Raw genomic sequence first — 15,790 nt, 5'->3', positions numbered from 1 at the left:
TTTAGCCATCCCACTTATCATAGCCATTCGACGATATAGACTTTCTAAGCGCCTGCGAATTATAGGAAAAGAAATCGACAGGATCAAATTCGAGGACCACGCGGGCGGGCGTATCGAGCAGCGTCATCTGCTGTTTCATTGCCTCTTCGTCAGCACCTTTACCTACCCGCTTCAAAAATAGCGGCAAAAGCCAACGCACTAGGTCGCGATCCCCATCGTGAACGGTCGCCATCGTCTTGGCCGTGACCATGCCTGCATTCAATTCCGTACCTAAAGCAGAGACTACAATGCAACTCTGCGGGCGCGCACGCAAAGCTCGCACCCGCAGTCGATTGGTTGTCGTGTGGACCCAGAATTTACCTTCCGACCACACGAAGGAATGCGGCATCGAGACAGGCCAACCGGCTTTATTTGTCCAGGAGACCGTGCACTCGTCCTGCAATTCGAATAGTCGCTCTCGTTCCGCCTCGGAATACTTGAAGGCCGACAAATCTTCAAGGTTCTGCATTTTCTCTTCCATGCTGATAAATATTATTGATTCCGCAGTCGAACCAACGTCGGAATTTCCACTCTTCGGAATGGCGATCTCCGCTTCTAGCGGCACTCCATTATCGAGAACTCTGCCTTGGGGGGTGCGCTCGACACCTCGCCGGCGCCGCGCGGGCACCGGCGAGGCCACGCCGAATGCCCACTACGGCATGGGCAATGTTCCGGTCTCGAAGTACTGCTCCACCATCGGCCGCAGCTGGCTGCTGACGATCTCGATACGCGGGCCTTCCGGGCTCAAGTGATATGCCCAGTAAGACTTTCCGTCACCAAGCTGCCCTACGGCCTCGACGGCGTAACCTTGCTCCTCAAGCTTGGCGGACTCCGCTTCGATGTCGTCTGCCCAGTACCCGAGATGGTGGATTCCGGACCCCTCGGCCGGCACCCAAATCGTCCCAGGCACGCTCTGCACAATCTCCAGACGGGGCCCGTTAAGCGAATACCACGCCAGGAGTTCGACGACCGTGTCGCCGGACGGCAAGGTGACCGGCTGGGCTCCGCCCATCACGTCGCCCCACTCGTAGCCGAAGAGCTCCGTCAGCTCCTGCATCTTCTTCTGCGGATCATCAGCCACGATTCCCACGTGGAATAGATCGGCGGCCTTCACTCGAACACCTTGGGGGAAGCAAACATGAGATCTCCACTCCTCGTCATTGACATCTTTTGCCAGGAAGCGGCCCTGCGTTAACCGCGGGCCGCCATCATTCCCATCGGACGCCGCGCCGGGCAACGACATGCCCAATCACATATCTAACCTAGTTGTCCTATAGTTACTCGTCAACCATCAGATCTCGAATAGCTGACGATGTCGCGCAATCGCAGGCCTGACGGCCGAACGGCGCCACCCATGCCCATTTGCAAGCGGCAGGGGCGGCGCATCCCTAGGCCTCCGCGAGGTGGAGGCCCAGCGTTCAGTTATTTGATGATGACCGTTGTCGGATCGATCTGCTGGCCGTCTTGCATGGTCAGCATAATCAGCCCATTTCCGCAGACCGACGGGAATCCTGCCAGCGCCTCGCCGTTACAGGTGAAGGTCAATCCATCGCCTGCCGGCAGGACAACGTCCTTGGCTGCTTGGATCGCCGCCCCCAACGCTGCCGGTGAAGTATCGGCACCCGAAAGGCCTTCCAAAGCCCGAACCAGGCCGAGCATCCCTTGATACCCGACCACGGCTTGGCCCTCAGTGCTGGTGCTGGGCGAGTACTTTGCCATGATCTCTCGGAACAGCACGCTCTCGGGGGAATCTGATGACGTGTCGCCCGAGCTGAAGATCTTGAGTCCGTCCATGCCGGCGCCCACAGCGTCGACAACCTCAGGCGCCGCGCAGGCCTGCACGGTCATCATCTCCGCCGTATTACCGAGCGTCGACAGCGACTTCAGCACCGAACTGCACACCGCCGATTCCCCGTAGATGATCACACCATCCGGGTTACCGCCCAGGCCTGCGCTAACCTGCGGCGTCGCGTCCGGCGAGCCGTACGGGATAGGCACGATCTTGAGATTGGAGCCATTGGCCTCGAAGGCGGGCACACCGAGCATCTCCAGCGATGCCGTCGCAGCCGGCACGTCAATGGTGTACGCGACAACGTTCTTCATGCCCTGATCCCCGGCATACTGGGCCATCGCCTGGGAGGTATTGGAGCCCGCGGTCCACATATAGGCGCCGGCGCCGGTGGTCTCCGCCACGCTGCCACCGACGGCCGAGACGTAAGGGATGCCCGCCTCGGTGATCACCGGTGCGATGAGCTGGCCGAGACCGGTGGAGGTGACGACGACGGTCGAGACCTTCGCCTCCACCATCTGGTTTGCGCAGTCGCGCGCGGAGACGGGCTCCTCCTGGTTCTTGCAGATCACCAGTTCAATGGGGTGCCCGCCGATGCCCCCGAGCTGCTCGTTCGCATATTTAACGACGGCCTCGGCCGCCTCCCGGTTCTCAGGCTGCGAGATGGCCTGGCCACCTTCGTTGTTGATCAGCCCGATCTTCACAGCATCGCCCTTGGCGGCAGTCCCGGGGAACGCCCCCGCCGGCAGTTCCGCCGCGGAAGACGACGATGAGGAGTTGGAGCTCTCATCTGCGCCGCTACTGCTGCAGCCAGTCAACGCGGTGAGCGCGAGGACTGCAATGGACGCCACCACAAATTGTGCGGTACGCGGGCCATCCAATGATTTCATGGGAGGTCCCTTTCATTTCGATAGTGTTGGCCGCCGCAGAGATCCCGGGCGGGATGGGGCTATATGCAGGCCGACAGCTGACGCCACCCGAGTACCGACTCCGGGCGCTCGGCAGATCGAGCGGCGTGATCACTATTGCACACCTAGTGATCTATGTCACTAGTTTTACCTCATGGATTTCATCCACCAGGAATTCACCGGCCCAAACCCCCAGCGAACCGAGCCGAGATCATCATCCACCCAGGTCCAGGCCCACTCTCCCGCTTGCATGCAATCGAACCCAAGCGGCCCAGCCTTGACGATTGCGCGCGGGCTACCGCAGTGAACTAGTCGGAGGTCCAATAGGAATGGCCCGTACCAGGCGATCCGCTATCACACCCCGACAACTTAGTGACACACGGCATAGATCTGTGCCATAGTGACTTCAGACTGCCGATCGGGTGTCGTCCATCACAGCTGGAGAGCCCTGCTCCACGAGCGTTGGGCTCCGTCCAGAGGTCCATGGTTGTCGCACCATCCACGAAGGACACTCGATGAACCATCTGATAACCGGTCGGCAGAACATGCCGCGGCAATGGTCGTCAGCACCGACTGTTCGTGCCACCCATAGCCGACGCAACTAAGGGCGGGCGCGTCCGCATCACCACACCCTCCCCGCTGCCAGTTCTTGGCAGCGCTGTCACCTGACCAGCCACCCTCCCCTTTCGAACCGAAAGATCCAGTGATGACCCAAGACTTCCAGTTCTTGTTCCTCGGGCTGGGCAACGGCGCCGTGTACGCGGCGCTCGCCCTGGCGTTGGTCATGACGTACCGCAGCTCGGGCGTGGTGAACTTCGCCACCGGTGCCATCGCGCTCTACGTCGCCTATACCTACGCGTTCCTGCGGAAAGGCGAGCTCCTCATACCCATACCGGGCCTGCCCAAGACCGTGAGCCTGGGCGGCCCACTCGGGCTGATCCCCGCGATGGCCATCGCGATGGTGATCGCCGCTGCCCTAGGCGTCTTGATCTACTTCTCCATATTCCGGCTGCTCAAGACCGCCCCCGCCGCCGCCAAGGCCGTCGCGTCCATCGCCTTGATGCTCGCCGTCCAAGCCCTGCTCGCCGCCCGGGTGGGCACCACCCCCGTATCGGTGAAGGCCATCCTCCCCACCAACGTCGTCGAGATCGCCGGCATGCGCATTCCTGCCGACCGCCTGTGGTTCGCCGCCATCATCATCCTGCTGACGATCCTGCTCGCGGTGCTTTTCCGGCTTACCCGCTTCGGTCTGGCCACCCGGGCCGCGGCCGAATCGGAGAAGGGTGCGATCGTCACCGGCCTCTCCCCCGAGAAGATCGCCTACGCCAACTGGGCGCTGAGCACCATGATCGCCGGTCTCAGCGGTATCCTCATCGCGCCGATCGTGCCGCTGCTACCCATCTCCTACACCCTGTTCATCGTCCCGGCGCTCGCCGCCGCACTGGTCGGCAATTTCAGCTCCATCGGGCCGGCCGTGGCGGCAGGGCTGGGCATCGGCGTGTTGCAGTCGGAAATGACGCACCTGCAGACCACGGTGAGCTGGCTCCCCCAGACCGGCATGGCGGAACTGATCCCGCTGGCCCTGATCCTCGGCTTCCTCGTCTTGCGCGGCAGGCCGCTCCCCTCCCGCGGGGCCATCATCCAGAACACTCTCGGTGCCGCGCCCCGGCCCAAGGGCCTGCTCGTCCCCACCGTCACCTTCAGCGTGATTGCCTTGGGCTTCCTCGTGTTCACCCACGGCGGCTACCGGGGTGCGATCATCATGACCCTGACCCTGGCGATCGTCGGGCTTTCCCAGGTGGTGGTCACGGGATTCGCCGGGCAGATCTCCCTCGCCCAGCTGACCCTCGCAGGCGTAGCCGCCTTCATGCTGAGCCGATTCACCGTCGAATGGGACATTCCCTTCCCCATCGCGCCCATCCTCGCGGCGTTGGTCGCCACAGTCGTGGGCATCATCGTCGGACTTCCAGCCCTGCGGATCAGGGGCTTGCCGGTCGCGGTGGTCACGCTCAGCCTCGCGGTATTCCTCGAGATGTTCTGGTTCCGCAACAATGACCTCAACGGCGGTATCGACGGGGCCAAGGTCAAGGACGCTTCCCTGTTCGGCATCGACCTAGGTATCGGCTCCGGCACCTCCTTCCCGAACATCAACTTCGGCATCATGTGCCTGATCGTGCTCGTCATCATCGGCCTCACGACAGCCAAACTGCGCACCAGCCGGCTCGGCGCGTCCATGTTGGCGGTGCGGGCCAACGAACGCTCCGCCGCAGCCTCTGGCATCAACGTCTCCCGCACCAAGTTGATCGCGTTCGCGATCGGGGCGTTCATCGCCGGGATCGGCGGCTCCCTGATGGCGTACCAGCAGACGCTGGCCGTGCCGGAGTCGTTCACCGCAATGGGCGGGATCGCGCTGTTCGCCATGGTCTACCTTGCCGGCGTCACCTCCGTCTCCGGCGGCATCCTCGCCGGCATCATGGGCGCGGGCGGCATCGTGTTCATCTTCTTCGACCGGGTGGTCGACCTCGGCGACTACTACGCGGTGATCACCGGCGTCGCCCTGGTCATCACCATCATCATGAACCCGGAGGGCATCATCTCCGAGCTCCACAAGCTGGTGGACAAGGTCCGACGGAAGATCACGCGGACCGGTGACGACCACCGCGCGGGCGTCGGCGAGTTCAGCCTCGATGACACCGCCCCCTATGCCGGCCCGGCACGGGAGCTGGGCGAGGTCATCCTGTCCGCCCAGGGAATCGGCGTCCGCTATGGCGGCATCACCGCGCTCGACGATGTCTCCTTCGACGTACGCGACGGCGAGATCATCGGTCTGATCGGCCCCAACGGTGCCGGCAAGACCACCTTCATCGACGCGATCAGCGGATTCGCCGACGCAACCGGCCAGGTGCTGCTCGAGGACATGAGCCTCGACGGTCGAAAGGCTTACCAGCGCAGCCGATCCGGACTGGGCCGCACCTTCCAGGGCATCGACCTCTACGACGACCTCTCTGTGCGCGAGAACGTCTCGGTCGGGGCCACCGCATCCCTGGGCCGCGGCCCGGACCAGCCGCCGATCGACCCGGCCGGGATGGACAAGCTGTTCCACACGCTGCACCTGGACGGCGTGGCCGATCGACCCGTCAAGGAACTCTCGCAGGGGCAGCGTCAGCTCGTCTCCGTCGCCCGAGCCCTCGCTGGCCGGCCGCGCGTGGTCCTGCTCGACGAGCCCGCCGCCGGCCTCGACAGCAACGAGAGCCTGTGGCTGGGCGACCGCCTCCGCGCGATCCGCGACTCCGGCACCACCGTGGTGATGGTCGACCACGACATGGAGCTGGTGCTCACGGTCTGCGACCGGATTGTCGTCCTCGACCTCGGCAAGGTGATCGCGATCGGCACCCCTGACGAGATCCGCAAGAACCCGGCCGTCACCCGGGCATACCTCGGCACCACCCACACGGGACAGGAATTGAACGCATGACAAGCATCTTGAACTGCAGCGAGGTGGACGCCGGCTACACCCGGGGCCGGCCGTGCGTCCGCGATTTCAACCTGGACGTCCGCGAGGGTGAGGTACTCACCCTTCTCGGCCCCAACGGCGCGGGCAAGACCACCGTGCTCCTCACCCTCGCCGGCTTCCTGCCCACACTGGGCGGAACGGTGGAGATCGCGGGAAAGGCCGTGCGGACCGGCGACGGCTGCGCCGCCGCGAACGCGGGACTGGCGCTGGTGCCTGACGACCGATCGCTGTTCACCAGCCTGACCGTGGAGGAGAACCTCCGACTGGCGGTCAACTCCCGCAAGGCCTGGTCCGCCGAACGCGACTCCATCCTCGGTCACTTCCCGTCGCTGCGCGAGCGGCTAAAGGTCCAAGCCGGGGCTCTTTCTGGCGGTGAGCAGCAGATGCTGGCGATCGGCCGCGCGCTGGCCCAGCACCCCAAGGTCCTGCTCATCGACGAGCTCAGCATGGGGCTGGCCCCCGCTATCGTGGAACGGCTTCTGCCCGTGCTGCGGACCGTCGCCGATGACACTGGCACGGCGGTGGTCTTCGTCGAGCAGCATGTGCAGCTCGCACTCGCGGTGGCCGACACCGCCATCGTGCTGCGACACGGATCCATCGCGCTGCGCGGGGCTGCGGCCGAACTGGCCGAGAACCCCCGCTTGGTCGAGGAGGCCTACCTGGGCGCGCACGATGCCGCGGCCGTGCCCGACGGCGCCCCTGCCCAGGGTCTTATCGCCTGACCAGGGCATTACCGCCAGATCAGGGCCTGCCTCCGTGGTGCCGCGCAACGTGCGCGGCACCACGGAGGCACATGCCTTTCCAATCAGGCCCATTGACATGATGGGCCGAATCGAGCGCTCGCCACTACCTCCGCGAACACCCCGGTGGGACCACGATCAATCCTCTTGCCAGCCGGGAAACTCCCGCACGCTCGCCCGACCACAGGCCCCGACAACCTCATCGAAGCATTCCAGCAGAGATCCCTGGCCCTCGATCAGATATGTCTGTCCAGCAGTGGTGAACCAGGCGACGGCCATCTGTGTGAGCGCGAGGGTCTCCAGCTCCGACAGCTCGGAGACACCTCGCTCAGCCAGCACCGCAGCCAGATTCGTCTCGAAGGCGCGGGTACCGGTCCAAAATTGCTGATTCGCCAGCTGTGGCTGCGCCGCGATCACGGTGCGGATCGTATTGAGTACGCGTGGCTCGTAGCCTTTTTCAGCCTGCTCTCGGAACACCATGTACAAGCTGGTCAGCGGAGGTTCGTCGACCGGCCTCCCCCGCAGTAGTTCTATCGCCGTCTCCCGCCGGACGCGCAGGTGGTCAAACAAGACCGCTTCCTTGGAGGGAAAGTGGTGGAAAAAAGTACGCCGGCCAACGCTGGCGACCTCCGCTATCTGATCCACAGTTGTTTCGCGGAATCCCTGCCGCTGGAAAAGGTCGAGGGCAGCGTCGACTATTCGCGCAACTTTGGCACCCGGGTCTCGCTCACGGGTCGGATTTGTCTGCACACGACGACAATAGCCGCTTCGTGTCGTCAACGCTGCAGCGTGCAACGCCACTTCTGACCAAGCCCTTGACCTCTCACCCAGTATGGCACTAGTGTCATAGTCGTGAGTGATGCAGCTCACTTAGTAAACCTTCTTGTGGGGTATCCCGCACTATGAATCGAGGAATCCACCGTGATCACGCTTTCGTACAACGGAAAGTCGCCCCAGGTGGCCGCATCCGCACTGGTAGCCGACAACGTCTATCTCATCGGTGACGTGGTCATCGGCGAGAACTGCACCATCTGGCCCGGAGTGGTCATCCGATCGGATACCACACCGATCTACATTGGCAACAATGTGCACATCGAAGACAACACGGTGCTGCACACTGCCGCGCACATCGAGGACAACGTGATGATCGGCCATAGCTGCACCATTGAGGGCTTCGTCGGCCACGACACCCTGATCGGGAACACCGCCGCACTGATGCCGATGTCGCGGATCGGCGCCTACAGCACCCTTGCCGCCGGATCGGTAATCCTCGATGGAAAGGAAATACCGGAATACTCCTTCGCGGTGGGCTCCCCGGCAAAAGTCCATTCGAAGATTGAGGTCGACAACCCCGACCATGCCATGCGGACGGTGGGCCCCTATCTCGAAGGCATGGTGCAGCTCCTCGAGTCCTATCGGGCACAGGGCATTTGGAGCCGGGCATGACCACCAAGGTTGGCCCTCTCTCCGGCCTTCGTGTCATCGACTGGACAGTGTGGCAGCAGGGACCGGTCGCCGGCGCAATGCTCGGCGACCTCGGTGCCGACGTCATTAAGGTCGAGTCGCGCAACGGCGGGGACTCCGGACGAGCGATGCTCGCCTTCGAGAACGGCCCGTCGCCGTATTTCGAGGTCAACAATCGGAACAAACGAGGTATCACTATTGACCTCAAGAAGCCCGAGGGTGTGGACCTTCTCAAGAAGCTGATCGCGGAATCGGATGTGTTCATCCAAAACTTCCGGCCCACCATCGCCGAGAGCCTGGGTCTGGATTACGACACTCTGCGCGCCGAGAACCCCGGATTGATCTACGGTTCGGCCAGTGCCTACGGGCACAAGGGACCCGAGCGAACCTCTCGCGCATACGATCTGCTCGGGCAGGCACGGTCTGGGATTCTGCTCGCACCCGGCACTAACGAACTGACGGTTCCCGACGGTGGCCTGGCGGATCAGATGGGTGCCATCATGCTCGCCTACGGCGTGCTCGCAGCCGTGGTGGCAAAGGAACGACATGGTGTGGGCCAGCGTGTCGACACGTCACTGTTCGGCAGCATGCTCGCCCTGCGGGCACTCCCGCTCGCTCGGGCGATTATGACGGTAGATGGTGTCGAGGCTCCGATGCCGTTCATCCAGCACTCCGGGGGAGCAATCGCAAACCGTCTGGAACCGGGGAATCCGTTATGGAACCACTATCTCTGCGCAGACGATTCCTGGATCACGCTGGCGATGGTGCAGTCCGACCCACACTGGTCGGACTTCCTGAAAGCCCTCGGAAACCCAGAAACGCTGACCGCTGATCCGAGATTCACCGACCACGTTGTCCGCTGCCAGAACGCCGGCGCCTGCGTTCCGTTGCTCGACGAGATATTTGCCACTCGTCCCCGCGCGGAGTGGCTATCCCGGTTCCGCGAGGTAGGTGATCTCCCCATCACCGGAATCAACTCCACCGCGGACGCCGCGAATGATCCGCAGGCGATTGCGAACGAGTACGTGACATCGTTCGACCATCCGGCGGTCGGTCCCCTTCGCGTGCCAGGCTTCCCGATCACCCTGTCCGAAACCCCCGCCAGCATCCGCTATCCGGCACCCGAGTATGGCGAGCACACGGAAACGATCCTGCTTGAGGTACTCAAGATGGACTGGGACGAGATTACGGCGCTTCGTGAACTCAAGGTCATCTGATGACCAAACTCAAGCCGGGTTCACGGCTTGGCAGTACCGAAAGCGCCGCACAAGTGATCGTCACTAGGGGTGGACACGGAGTCATCACGTGCGGGGGCGTCCCGATGCTAGCCGCCGATGCCGAGGTTCTAGGCAACCCGCAACACACTGCAATCGATGGCGAAGGGCTGATCGTTCTCGGTAAACGATACCGATGCGCAGACACGTCCGTCGAAGTGTTGTGCGTCCGCCAGGGCACCGGAAAACTCCAACTCGACGGCGCACCAATGGATTTGGTGACCCAAGCCAAACCTCTCCCCGCGTCAGACTAGGGAAGGGATTTTCAGCTCCCCCAACTCTGTCGCAGACCTTAGCTCTCAGGGAAAGAAGCCAAGAATGGTCCAGTCACTCCACAACAAAAGAATCCTTGTCACCGGTGCTGCCACCGGCATCGGTGCGGCCACAGTCGAGGCACTTACCCTAGCCGGTGCCAAAGTCGCCGCGACTTTCAACAACACTGAACCTGCGAACGAATTTGGCGCATCATGGGTCCGCTGTGACGTCACAGATCCCGATTCTGTCGACGCTGCCTTCGCCGAAGCCATCAAAGAACTCGGTGGCCTGGACGTCCTGATCCACGCGGCCGGACTGTGGGAGGCCGGCATCCCCGGAAATATCGGCACCGAGAACCTCCACAAGATGATGAACATCAATTTCAGTGGAACAGTTCTGACGAATCAGGCTGCCCATGCAGCGATGCGGGGCAGCGGCGGAAGGATCATCAACTTCGGGTCCAGTGAGGGTGTCACCGGTAGCCCGGTCTCGGCGACCTATGCAGCATCGAAGGCCGCGGTGCACTCTTGGACGCGATCCGCAGCTAAATCCTGGGCAGTGGACAACGTCACCGTAAACACCATCGCACCGGCGGTCCAAACTCCGGGAGCCGACAAATTGCGCAAGTTCCTGGGCCCCGATGCAGGCGCGATGATCGACGAGCAATTGAAGTCCGCGATTCCACTCGGCGGCAAACTCGGTGACCCCCTCGTCGACCTTGGGCCCGTCCTCGTGTTCCTTTCCAGTGACGGCTCCAAATTCATCACAGGTCAGTTCCATTCCGTGGACGGCGGCCTGCTCATGGTGGGCGGGTAATGACACCTGGACCAACCGAATAATCCATCAGACTCGCTCACAAATGAAGATTAGGACATCCGATGAAAACCACCCATGCCCTGCGAACCGCAGGGGGGATCGCCGCAATTGCCTCGATTATCGCCCTGACAACGCTGACCGCCTGTAGTAGCAGTAGCGACGGCCCCAGTGTGGACCTCACGTCCACTTCGGGACTACCGTCTGATGCCTTTCCCGGACAATCCGCTTCCGGCGAGAGTGTGAAGATCGGCCTCATCGCCAATGTAGGTGGCACGACGATCTCCCAGCCGGAGAGCCGGGAGGCCGCCGAGGCCGTCGTAAAGTACGCGAACGAGAATCTCGGCGGACTTGGCGGCCGACCAATCGAAGTAGTCAGCTGCAACTCTCTGGAAGAGCCAGTGTCCGCGAGAGACTGCGCGAACCAGATGGTCGAGGCGAAGGTGCCCGTCGTCGTTGTCACCGGCACTGGGTTCGGCAACATCATGGCCCCCATCATTACCGGCGCCGGCATCCCGTACGTCACCGCTATCGCGGGCAGCGTGGCCGAAGTCAGCGCTGACAAAGTCTACGTCTGGACCGCGGGCTCACTCTCTTCTCTGGCAATGGCCACCTATGCCGCGGACGCCGGCATGAAAAATGTGACCGCGTACGCCATCGACGTCCCTGCCGCCACGGGCGCACTCAAATCCATTGGCGGGCCTGCCTTCGAGACGAAGGGTGTCAATCTCAATATTGTGCCTATCCCGCTCGGCACCCCGGACGCGACACCACAGGTATTCGCCGGTCTGGATACGAATCCTGAGGGCGTCATCATCTACGGAGACTCCACCGTATGTATCTCAGTCATGAAATCACTTGCCGCGTTGGGCTCGGAAGCCGAGAACCTGACTACGCAGGCATGCGCCGATCCTGAGGTAATCCAGTCCCTTGGATCAGGCATGGACGGCACGAAAATCTTCAGCTCAGCTGACACGTCATCAGATCATCCCGAAAGCGTGCTCTACCGCGCCATCATGAACACGTACACCCCTGGGACCCCCACCGAAGGTTATGCCGTCACCGGCTACCAGGCAATGCTGGGGTTCGTGCGGGCTACCCAGTCCGTTCAGGGGACTGACACCTCCTCTGAAGCCTTGGACGCGGCGATCAAGTCCACGACGGATGCCGTACTGCCGGCAGCAGGCGGATTGACCTTCACCTGCGACGGCAAGTCCGCCCCCGGATACACCTCGATCTGCGGAGACGGCCTGGTTACCATGACGATGGAAGACAGCAACCAAGTAGAACCATCGACGGTTGGCATCGGATAAAGCCCTGCTCTACTGATCCAACTCCACCTTGCCCTACGACACGACCGGAAATCCGGTCGTGTCGTAGGGCAAGGCCCCGACTATGTCAGGGCCATGCGGAGGTAGATCATCCTCTGGCTACAGCCACAAGGACACAGGTTCTAGCGGTGTGCCCAACCCTCGTCGTGCCACGACGTCGAGAGTTCCGACATGGGTGAGGGCCAGGTCTCCAGGTAGGTGACGCCCTCGGGGCCCGCCGTCATGATGTACGGGGTGCCGGCCCTGCTGATCCAGAACTCGCCCGCGCCGATGGTCTTGCTGCCCTCTTCCCCATCTTTACCCCAGGCCACATGAAACTCACCGCCAAGGACGATGATGAGCTCATCAAGATTGTGGTGGTGGCGGGGCACCGAGAAACCCGGGGCGCAGCGCAGACCGTTCAGGTTGAAATCGCTGTCAACCTGTCTGCACACCCGCATGTTGCCCTTGAAGGTCTTTTCCATATCCACAGGGGCGTCGGCAAGCGAACCGCCGTCGTTCCAGAGGTAACTGGGCATGGTCGGGTCTACCGAGAGGTCGCCCCATCCCTCTTCTGCCGCCAGCAGGTTGAAGTATTCGATTGCCATAGTCTTCAGCCTGTCGAACGCAGCCTGCGCTGTCTTCAGCGGATTCCGTTGTCCGGAAAGGACGTTCATTCCATCAAGCGGAATCGCGCGGCGACGCCAGGAACGAGCGGCACCTACGATTTTGGCATGACACTTATTTTTGGTGACCTGGTAGACGATTCGGACTGGGTCCCGATCGGCCTCAACGTGCTACCAAGTTACTACTGGAACGACGGCGGCACGCTGGCCGACTCGCCCGTTGATTTCGTGGCAACTTTCAGCGGGAACATGTTTGTGACAACCAAGCCCATCGAAATGTCCCGGTTCAATCGGAATCCGCTGCGCGTGCTGCCGGGCTTCGTTGTGCCCCGCCACCACCACAACATGGACGAGATGCTCTTCGTCCTGGCTGGCGAATACAGCATCGAGTATGACGAGGGCGACGAGTTGCGCACCGCCAAGGTGCGACCGGGCGAGTTCTTCATCAGCCGCGCGGGCACGGCCTACACGATGACCGCCGGCCCCGAGGGCGTCACCTACATCGAGACGTGGCCCCGGTCCGTCACCGAGCTCGAGACGTTCTGGCACGACTTCGGCTGGACTCACCGCAAGGAAGGGCAGGCGTGACCATGGGAGACCTGACGTACGAGGCCACCACCAGGACACTGCAGACGCCCCGCGGCGAGCTCCACTACCACCAGGCCGGCGAGGGCCCGCCCCTCCTGCTGCTGCACGGATCCGGCCCCGGGGTGAGCGGTTGGGCGAACTACCGCGACAACCTGCCAGCCTTCGCCCCGCACTTCACCACCTATGTCCTGGACTTCCCCGGCTTCGGCAAGAGCTACTCGTGCGACAGCAATCCGATGATCGCCGCGCTGCCCGCCGTCCTCGACTTCCTCGACGGCCTGGCCCTCGGGTCCGTGCCGGTCGGGGGTAACTCCATGGGCGGCAGCGTCGCGGCGAACCTGGCCGCCAAGCATCCCGAGCGCGTCTCGCGCCTGGTCACGATCGGCGGCGTGGGGATCCCCGTCTTCAGTCCCTCGCCCCCCGAGGGCATCAAGCTGCTCGTGCAGTTCGTGGAGGACCCCACCCGGGAGCGGCTGATGGCCTGGATGGAGTCCATGGTCTACGACCCCGCCATCCTGACCGAGGAGTTCGTCGAGATGCGGTGGCAAGCTGCGACCGATCCGGGGGCCCTCGCCGACATCAAGAAGCTGTTCAACTCCCAGTCGCTGGCCGGGATGCGCAACCGGGCCGCCTCCGCCCCCCAGCAGGTGGAGTTGCTGACCAAGATCCAGGCGCCCACCCTCATCACGTTCGGCCGCGATGACCGAGTGACCCCGCTCGACAGTGCGCTGGTCCCGATGCGGCTGATCCCGAAGTGCGAGCTGCACGTGTTCTACGACTGCGGGCACTGGGCCATGATCGAGCGCAAGAACGAGTTCGAGAGCGTCGTGCTGTCCTACCTGCTCCGCGACCGCTAGCGCTCAACTTTCAACTTGACGGTCTTGCCCCGGCGATCCTGTGGATCACCGGGGCAAGACCGTTCACACCACTACCATTCGCAACCGAGCCGATCATTCCAAGTCGGTCGAGTGCCCCGGGAACAGGGAGAGCGTCGGGTCCAGGTCGACGGCCGCGTTGTTGATCGCGGAGGCGACCTCGCCGAAGCCGACAGCCATGAGCCGGACCTTGCCGGGGTAGGCGGTGACGTCGCCGGCCGCGTAGACGTGCTCGACGTTGGTGCGCATGCGGGTGTCGACGACGATGGTGCGCCGCTCGAGTTCGATGCCCCAGCCGACCAGGGGCCCCAGGTTGCTGATGAAGCCGAGTGCGGCGACCACCGCGTTCACCTTGAGCACCCGCGCCTCGTCCTCGCCGTCCACCCTCACGTGTGCCTCGAGGATCGAGTCCCCATCCCCCACCAGCGCGGAGACCTGCGCGTCCGTGATGATCTCGGCCCCGCCCTCGTGGACCTCCCGGACGCTCGCCGCGTGCGCCCGGAACGCGCTCCGCCGGTGGACCAGCGTGACGGAGCGCGCGATCGACTTCAGGGCGAGCACCCAGTCGACCGCGCTGTCCCCACCGCCCACCACCAGCACGTCGCGATCGGCGTACTCGGTGGGATCGGGAACGAAGTAGCTCAGGCCCCGGCCAAGGTATTCCTCGCCCGCCGGCAACGCCCGAGCGGTGAAGGTGCCGATCCCCGCGGTCAACACCACCGCGCCCGCGTCGATCACCGTGCCATCGGAGAGCGTCACCTGGGGCCGGCCCTCCGGCGAGTGCCGGAACTCGACCGCCTGCCGGCCCAGCAGATAGGTCGGAGAATAGGTGTCGGCCTGCTCCTTGAGGGCCTTCACGACGTCGCGGCCGCGGGCACCGGGGACCGCCGCGATATCCCGGATCTCCTTCTCCGGGTACAGCGCGGCGATCTGTCCACCACACTGCGGCAACGCGTCTACGACGACGGTCTGCAGTCCCCGGAAGCCCGCGCAGTAGGCGCCGAAGAGCCCGGTGGGGCCCGCGCCGACGATGAGGATGTCTGTGGTCACGGTCTCGGCCATTGGCCGACCTCCTAAGAATTGTGGTGGGAACGCCCGACCCGCCGCGAGGACGTCGCCGGAGACGCCGCCGAGGCACCGCGGCCATACGGTGATCGCGCGGTTGCGAGGGCTCCCGATAGCCGCTCGAGACTTCGCCGGAGGGCGTGACCTGGCAGCTATCGGTTGTGATGTTTCAACCCTAGATCCTCTCCCCCGCATCCGGTCAGCGGAGGTTCCGCTTGATGGAATCGCACGTGGACACTGTTAAACAGTTCGCGAATAGTAGATTTCAGAATCGATGGCGGATGCCTCTGGCAGCGACGAATGCCCACTTTCAAACGGGCGAATCATATCGCCGTAGAGAAACCCCTACGACGCGTTCCAAAACAGTTCACCTATGCCGACTCAACTATTCCACTTGAGCGGAAAGGCGCCACCAGAACACAGTATTAGGGCTTTAATTCGAGATAGTTTCCATGAATGAGGAAGGCAAGTCGGATGAGTGATGAAGTTCGGGTGTGGATTGAACATGATTTGTGCACCGGTGACGGTTT

At 63.0% G+C, this 15,790-nt stretch carries 15 protein-coding genes; 9 read left to right on the top strand and 6 right to left on the bottom strand.

Going from position 1 to position 15,790, the window contains the following annotated elements; translation table 11 throughout:
• Position 1 precedes the first annotated feature (1 nt).
• The 3 genes from TBIF_RS25280 to TBIF_RS04085 all read right to left on the bottom strand — a co-directional run bounded on the left by TBIF_RS25280 (position 2) and on the right by TBIF_RS04085 (position 2,532).
• Positions 2 to 520: a hypothetical protein gene (locus tag TBIF_RS25280; protein WP_148302153.1), complete on the bottom strand. Its 519-nt coding sequence runs from the start codon at positions 518 to 520 to the stop codon at positions 2 to 4.
• A gap of 171 nt (positions 521 to 691) precedes the next feature.
• Positions 692 to 1,153 carry a VOC family protein gene (locus tag TBIF_RS04090; protein ID WP_024793591.1) on the bottom strand — a complete coding sequence of 154 codons (462 nt, stop codon included), beginning with the start codon at positions 1,151 to 1,153 and terminating at the stop codon, positions 692 to 694.
• 308 nt (positions 1,154 to 1,461) lie between these two features.
• Positions 1,462 to 2,532, bottom strand: a complete 1,071-nt coding sequence (locus TBIF_RS04085; protein WP_307810585.1) for an ABC transporter substrate-binding protein — start codon at positions 2,530 to 2,532, stop codon at positions 1,462 to 1,464.
• Positions 2,533 to 3,442: 910 nt separating this feature from the next.
• On the opposite strand from TBIF_RS04085, the gene TBIF_RS04080 reads away from it, so the two are divergent.
• Both TBIF_RS04080 and TBIF_RS04075 read left to right on the top strand, forming a co-directional pair.
• On the top strand, positions 3,443 to 6,211 hold the full coding sequence (locus tag TBIF_RS04080) for a branched-chain amino acid ABC transporter permease/ATP-binding protein (protein WP_024793589.1): 2,769 nt from the start codon (positions 3,443 to 3,445) through the stop codon (positions 6,209 to 6,211).
• Positions 6,208 to 6,972 (top strand): ABC transporter ATP-binding protein, encoded by a 765-nt coding sequence (locus TBIF_RS04075; RefSeq protein ID WP_024793588.1) that lies wholly within the window; start codon positions 6,208 to 6,210, stop codon positions 6,970 to 6,972. The genes TBIF_RS04080 and TBIF_RS04075 overlap by 4 nt, the downstream gene beginning before the upstream one ends.
• Before the next feature lie 156 nt (positions 6,973 to 7,128).
• Here TBIF_RS04075 and TBIF_RS04070 read toward each other — a convergent pair whose 3' ends face one another.
• Positions 7,129 to 7,740, bottom strand: a complete 612-nt coding sequence (locus TBIF_RS04070; RefSeq protein ID WP_024793587.1) for a TetR/AcrR family transcriptional regulator — start codon at positions 7,738 to 7,740, stop codon at positions 7,129 to 7,131.
• Positions 7,741 to 7,911: 171 nt separating this feature from the next.
• On the opposite strand from TBIF_RS04070, the gene TBIF_RS22820 reads away from it, so the two are divergent.
• The 5 genes from TBIF_RS22820 (at position 7,912) to TBIF_RS04050 (ending at position 12,109) form a co-directional block, all read left to right on the top strand.
• A complete protein-coding gene (locus TBIF_RS22820) occupies positions 7,912 to 8,436 on the top strand; it encodes a gamma carbonic anhydrase family protein (RefSeq protein WP_024793586.1) in 525 nt (174 codons plus the stop codon).
• Positions 8,433 to 9,671 (top strand): CaiB/BaiF CoA transferase family protein, encoded by a 1,239-nt coding sequence (locus TBIF_RS04060; RefSeq protein ID WP_024793585.1) that lies wholly within the window; start codon positions 8,433 to 8,435, stop codon positions 9,669 to 9,671. The genes TBIF_RS22820 and TBIF_RS04060 overlap by 4 nt, the downstream gene beginning before the upstream one ends.
• Entirely contained in the window at positions 9,671 to 9,982 is a 312-nt protein-coding gene (locus TBIF_RS25615) for a hypothetical protein (RefSeq protein ID WP_158506312.1), read from the top strand. Before TBIF_RS04060 ends, TBIF_RS25615 begins: the two co-directional genes overlap by 1 nt.
• A gap of 64 nt (positions 9,983 to 10,046) precedes the next feature.
• Complete coding sequence (locus tag TBIF_RS04055) at positions 10,047 to 10,799, top strand: SDR family NAD(P)-dependent oxidoreductase (protein ID WP_024793584.1); 753 nt, start codon at positions 10,047 to 10,049, stop codon at positions 10,797 to 10,799.
• Positions 10,800 to 10,861: 62 nt separating this feature from the next.
• Positions 10,862 to 12,109, top strand: coding sequence for an ABC transporter substrate-binding protein (locus tag TBIF_RS04050; RefSeq protein WP_024793583.1), 1,248 nt, complete (start codon positions 10,862 to 10,864; stop codon positions 12,107 to 12,109).
• 140 nt (positions 12,110 to 12,249) lie between these two features.
• Here the strand turns inward: TBIF_RS04050 and TBIF_RS04045 are convergent, their stop codons facing one another.
• A complete protein-coding gene (locus tag TBIF_RS04045; RefSeq protein ID WP_038169783.1) occupies positions 12,250 to 12,714 on the bottom strand; it encodes a cupin domain-containing protein in 465 nt (154 codons plus the stop codon).
• Positions 12,715 to 12,840: 126 nt separating this feature from the next.
• On the opposite strand from TBIF_RS04045, the gene TBIF_RS04040 reads away from it, so the two are divergent.
• Positions 12,841 to 13,320, top strand: a complete 480-nt coding sequence (locus TBIF_RS04040; protein WP_024793581.1) for a cupin domain-containing protein — start codon at positions 12,841 to 12,843, stop codon at positions 13,318 to 13,320.
• Between the two features lie 2 nt (positions 13,321 to 13,322).
• A complete protein-coding gene (locus tag TBIF_RS04035; RefSeq protein ID WP_038169745.1) occupies positions 13,323 to 14,177 on the top strand; it encodes an alpha/beta fold hydrolase in 855 nt (284 codons plus the stop codon).
• A 93-nt stretch (positions 14,178 to 14,270) separates the two neighbouring features.
• Here TBIF_RS04035 and TBIF_RS04030 read toward each other — a convergent pair whose 3' ends face one another.
• Complete coding sequence (locus tag TBIF_RS04030) at positions 14,271 to 15,257, bottom strand: NAD(P)/FAD-dependent oxidoreductase (RefSeq protein ID WP_024793579.1); 987 nt, start codon at positions 15,255 to 15,257, stop codon at positions 14,271 to 14,273.
• Positions 15,258 to 15,790: the final 533 nt, after the last annotated feature.

The organism is Tomitella biformata AHU 1821 (assembly GCF_000524475.1).
Taxonomy (GTDB): Bacteria; Actinomycetota; Actinomycetes; order Mycobacteriales; family Mycobacteriaceae; genus Tomitella; species Tomitella biformata.
This window is presented reverse-complemented; position numbering and strand designations above follow the sequence as displayed.

Coding starts and splice junctions, on each gene's coding strand:
- TBIF_RS04035 (WP_038169745.1), top strand. CDS start 13,323: ATGGGAGACCTGACGTACGAGGCCACCACCAGGACACTGCAGACGCCC.
- TBIF_RS04040 (WP_024793581.1), top strand. CDS start 12,841: ATGACACTTATTTTTGGTGACCTGGTAGACGATTCGGACTGGGTCCCG.
- TBIF_RS04050 (WP_024793583.1), top strand. CDS start 10,862: ATGAAAACCACCCATGCCCTGCGAACCGCAGGGGGGATCGCCGCAATT.
- TBIF_RS25280 (WP_148302153.1), bottom strand. CDS start 520: ATGGAAGAGAAAATGCAGAACCTTGAAGATTTGTCGGCCTTCAAGTAT.
- TBIF_RS04075 (WP_024793588.1), top strand. CDS start 6,208: ATGACAAGCATCTTGAACTGCAGCGAGGTGGACGCCGGCTACACCCGG.
- TBIF_RS04055 (WP_024793584.1), top strand. CDS start 10,047: ATGGTCCAGTCACTCCACAACAAAAGAATCCTTGTCACCGGTGCTGCC.
- TBIF_RS04030 (WP_024793579.1), bottom strand. CDS start 15,257: ATGGCCGAGACCGTGACCACAGACATCCTCATCGTCGGCGCGGGCCCC.
- TBIF_RS04080 (WP_024793589.1), top strand. CDS start 3,443: ATGACCCAAGACTTCCAGTTCTTGTTCCTCGGGCTGGGCAACGGCGCC.
- TBIF_RS25615 (WP_158506312.1), top strand. CDS start 9,671: ATGACCAAACTCAAGCCGGGTTCACGGCTTGGCAGTACCGAAAGCGCC.
- TBIF_RS04060 (WP_024793585.1), top strand. CDS start 8,433: ATGACCACCAAGGTTGGCCCTCTCTCCGGCCTTCGTGTCATCGACTGG.
- TBIF_RS04045 (WP_038169783.1), bottom strand. CDS start 12,714: ATGGCAATCGAATACTTCAACCTGCTGGCGGCAGAAGAGGGATGGGGC.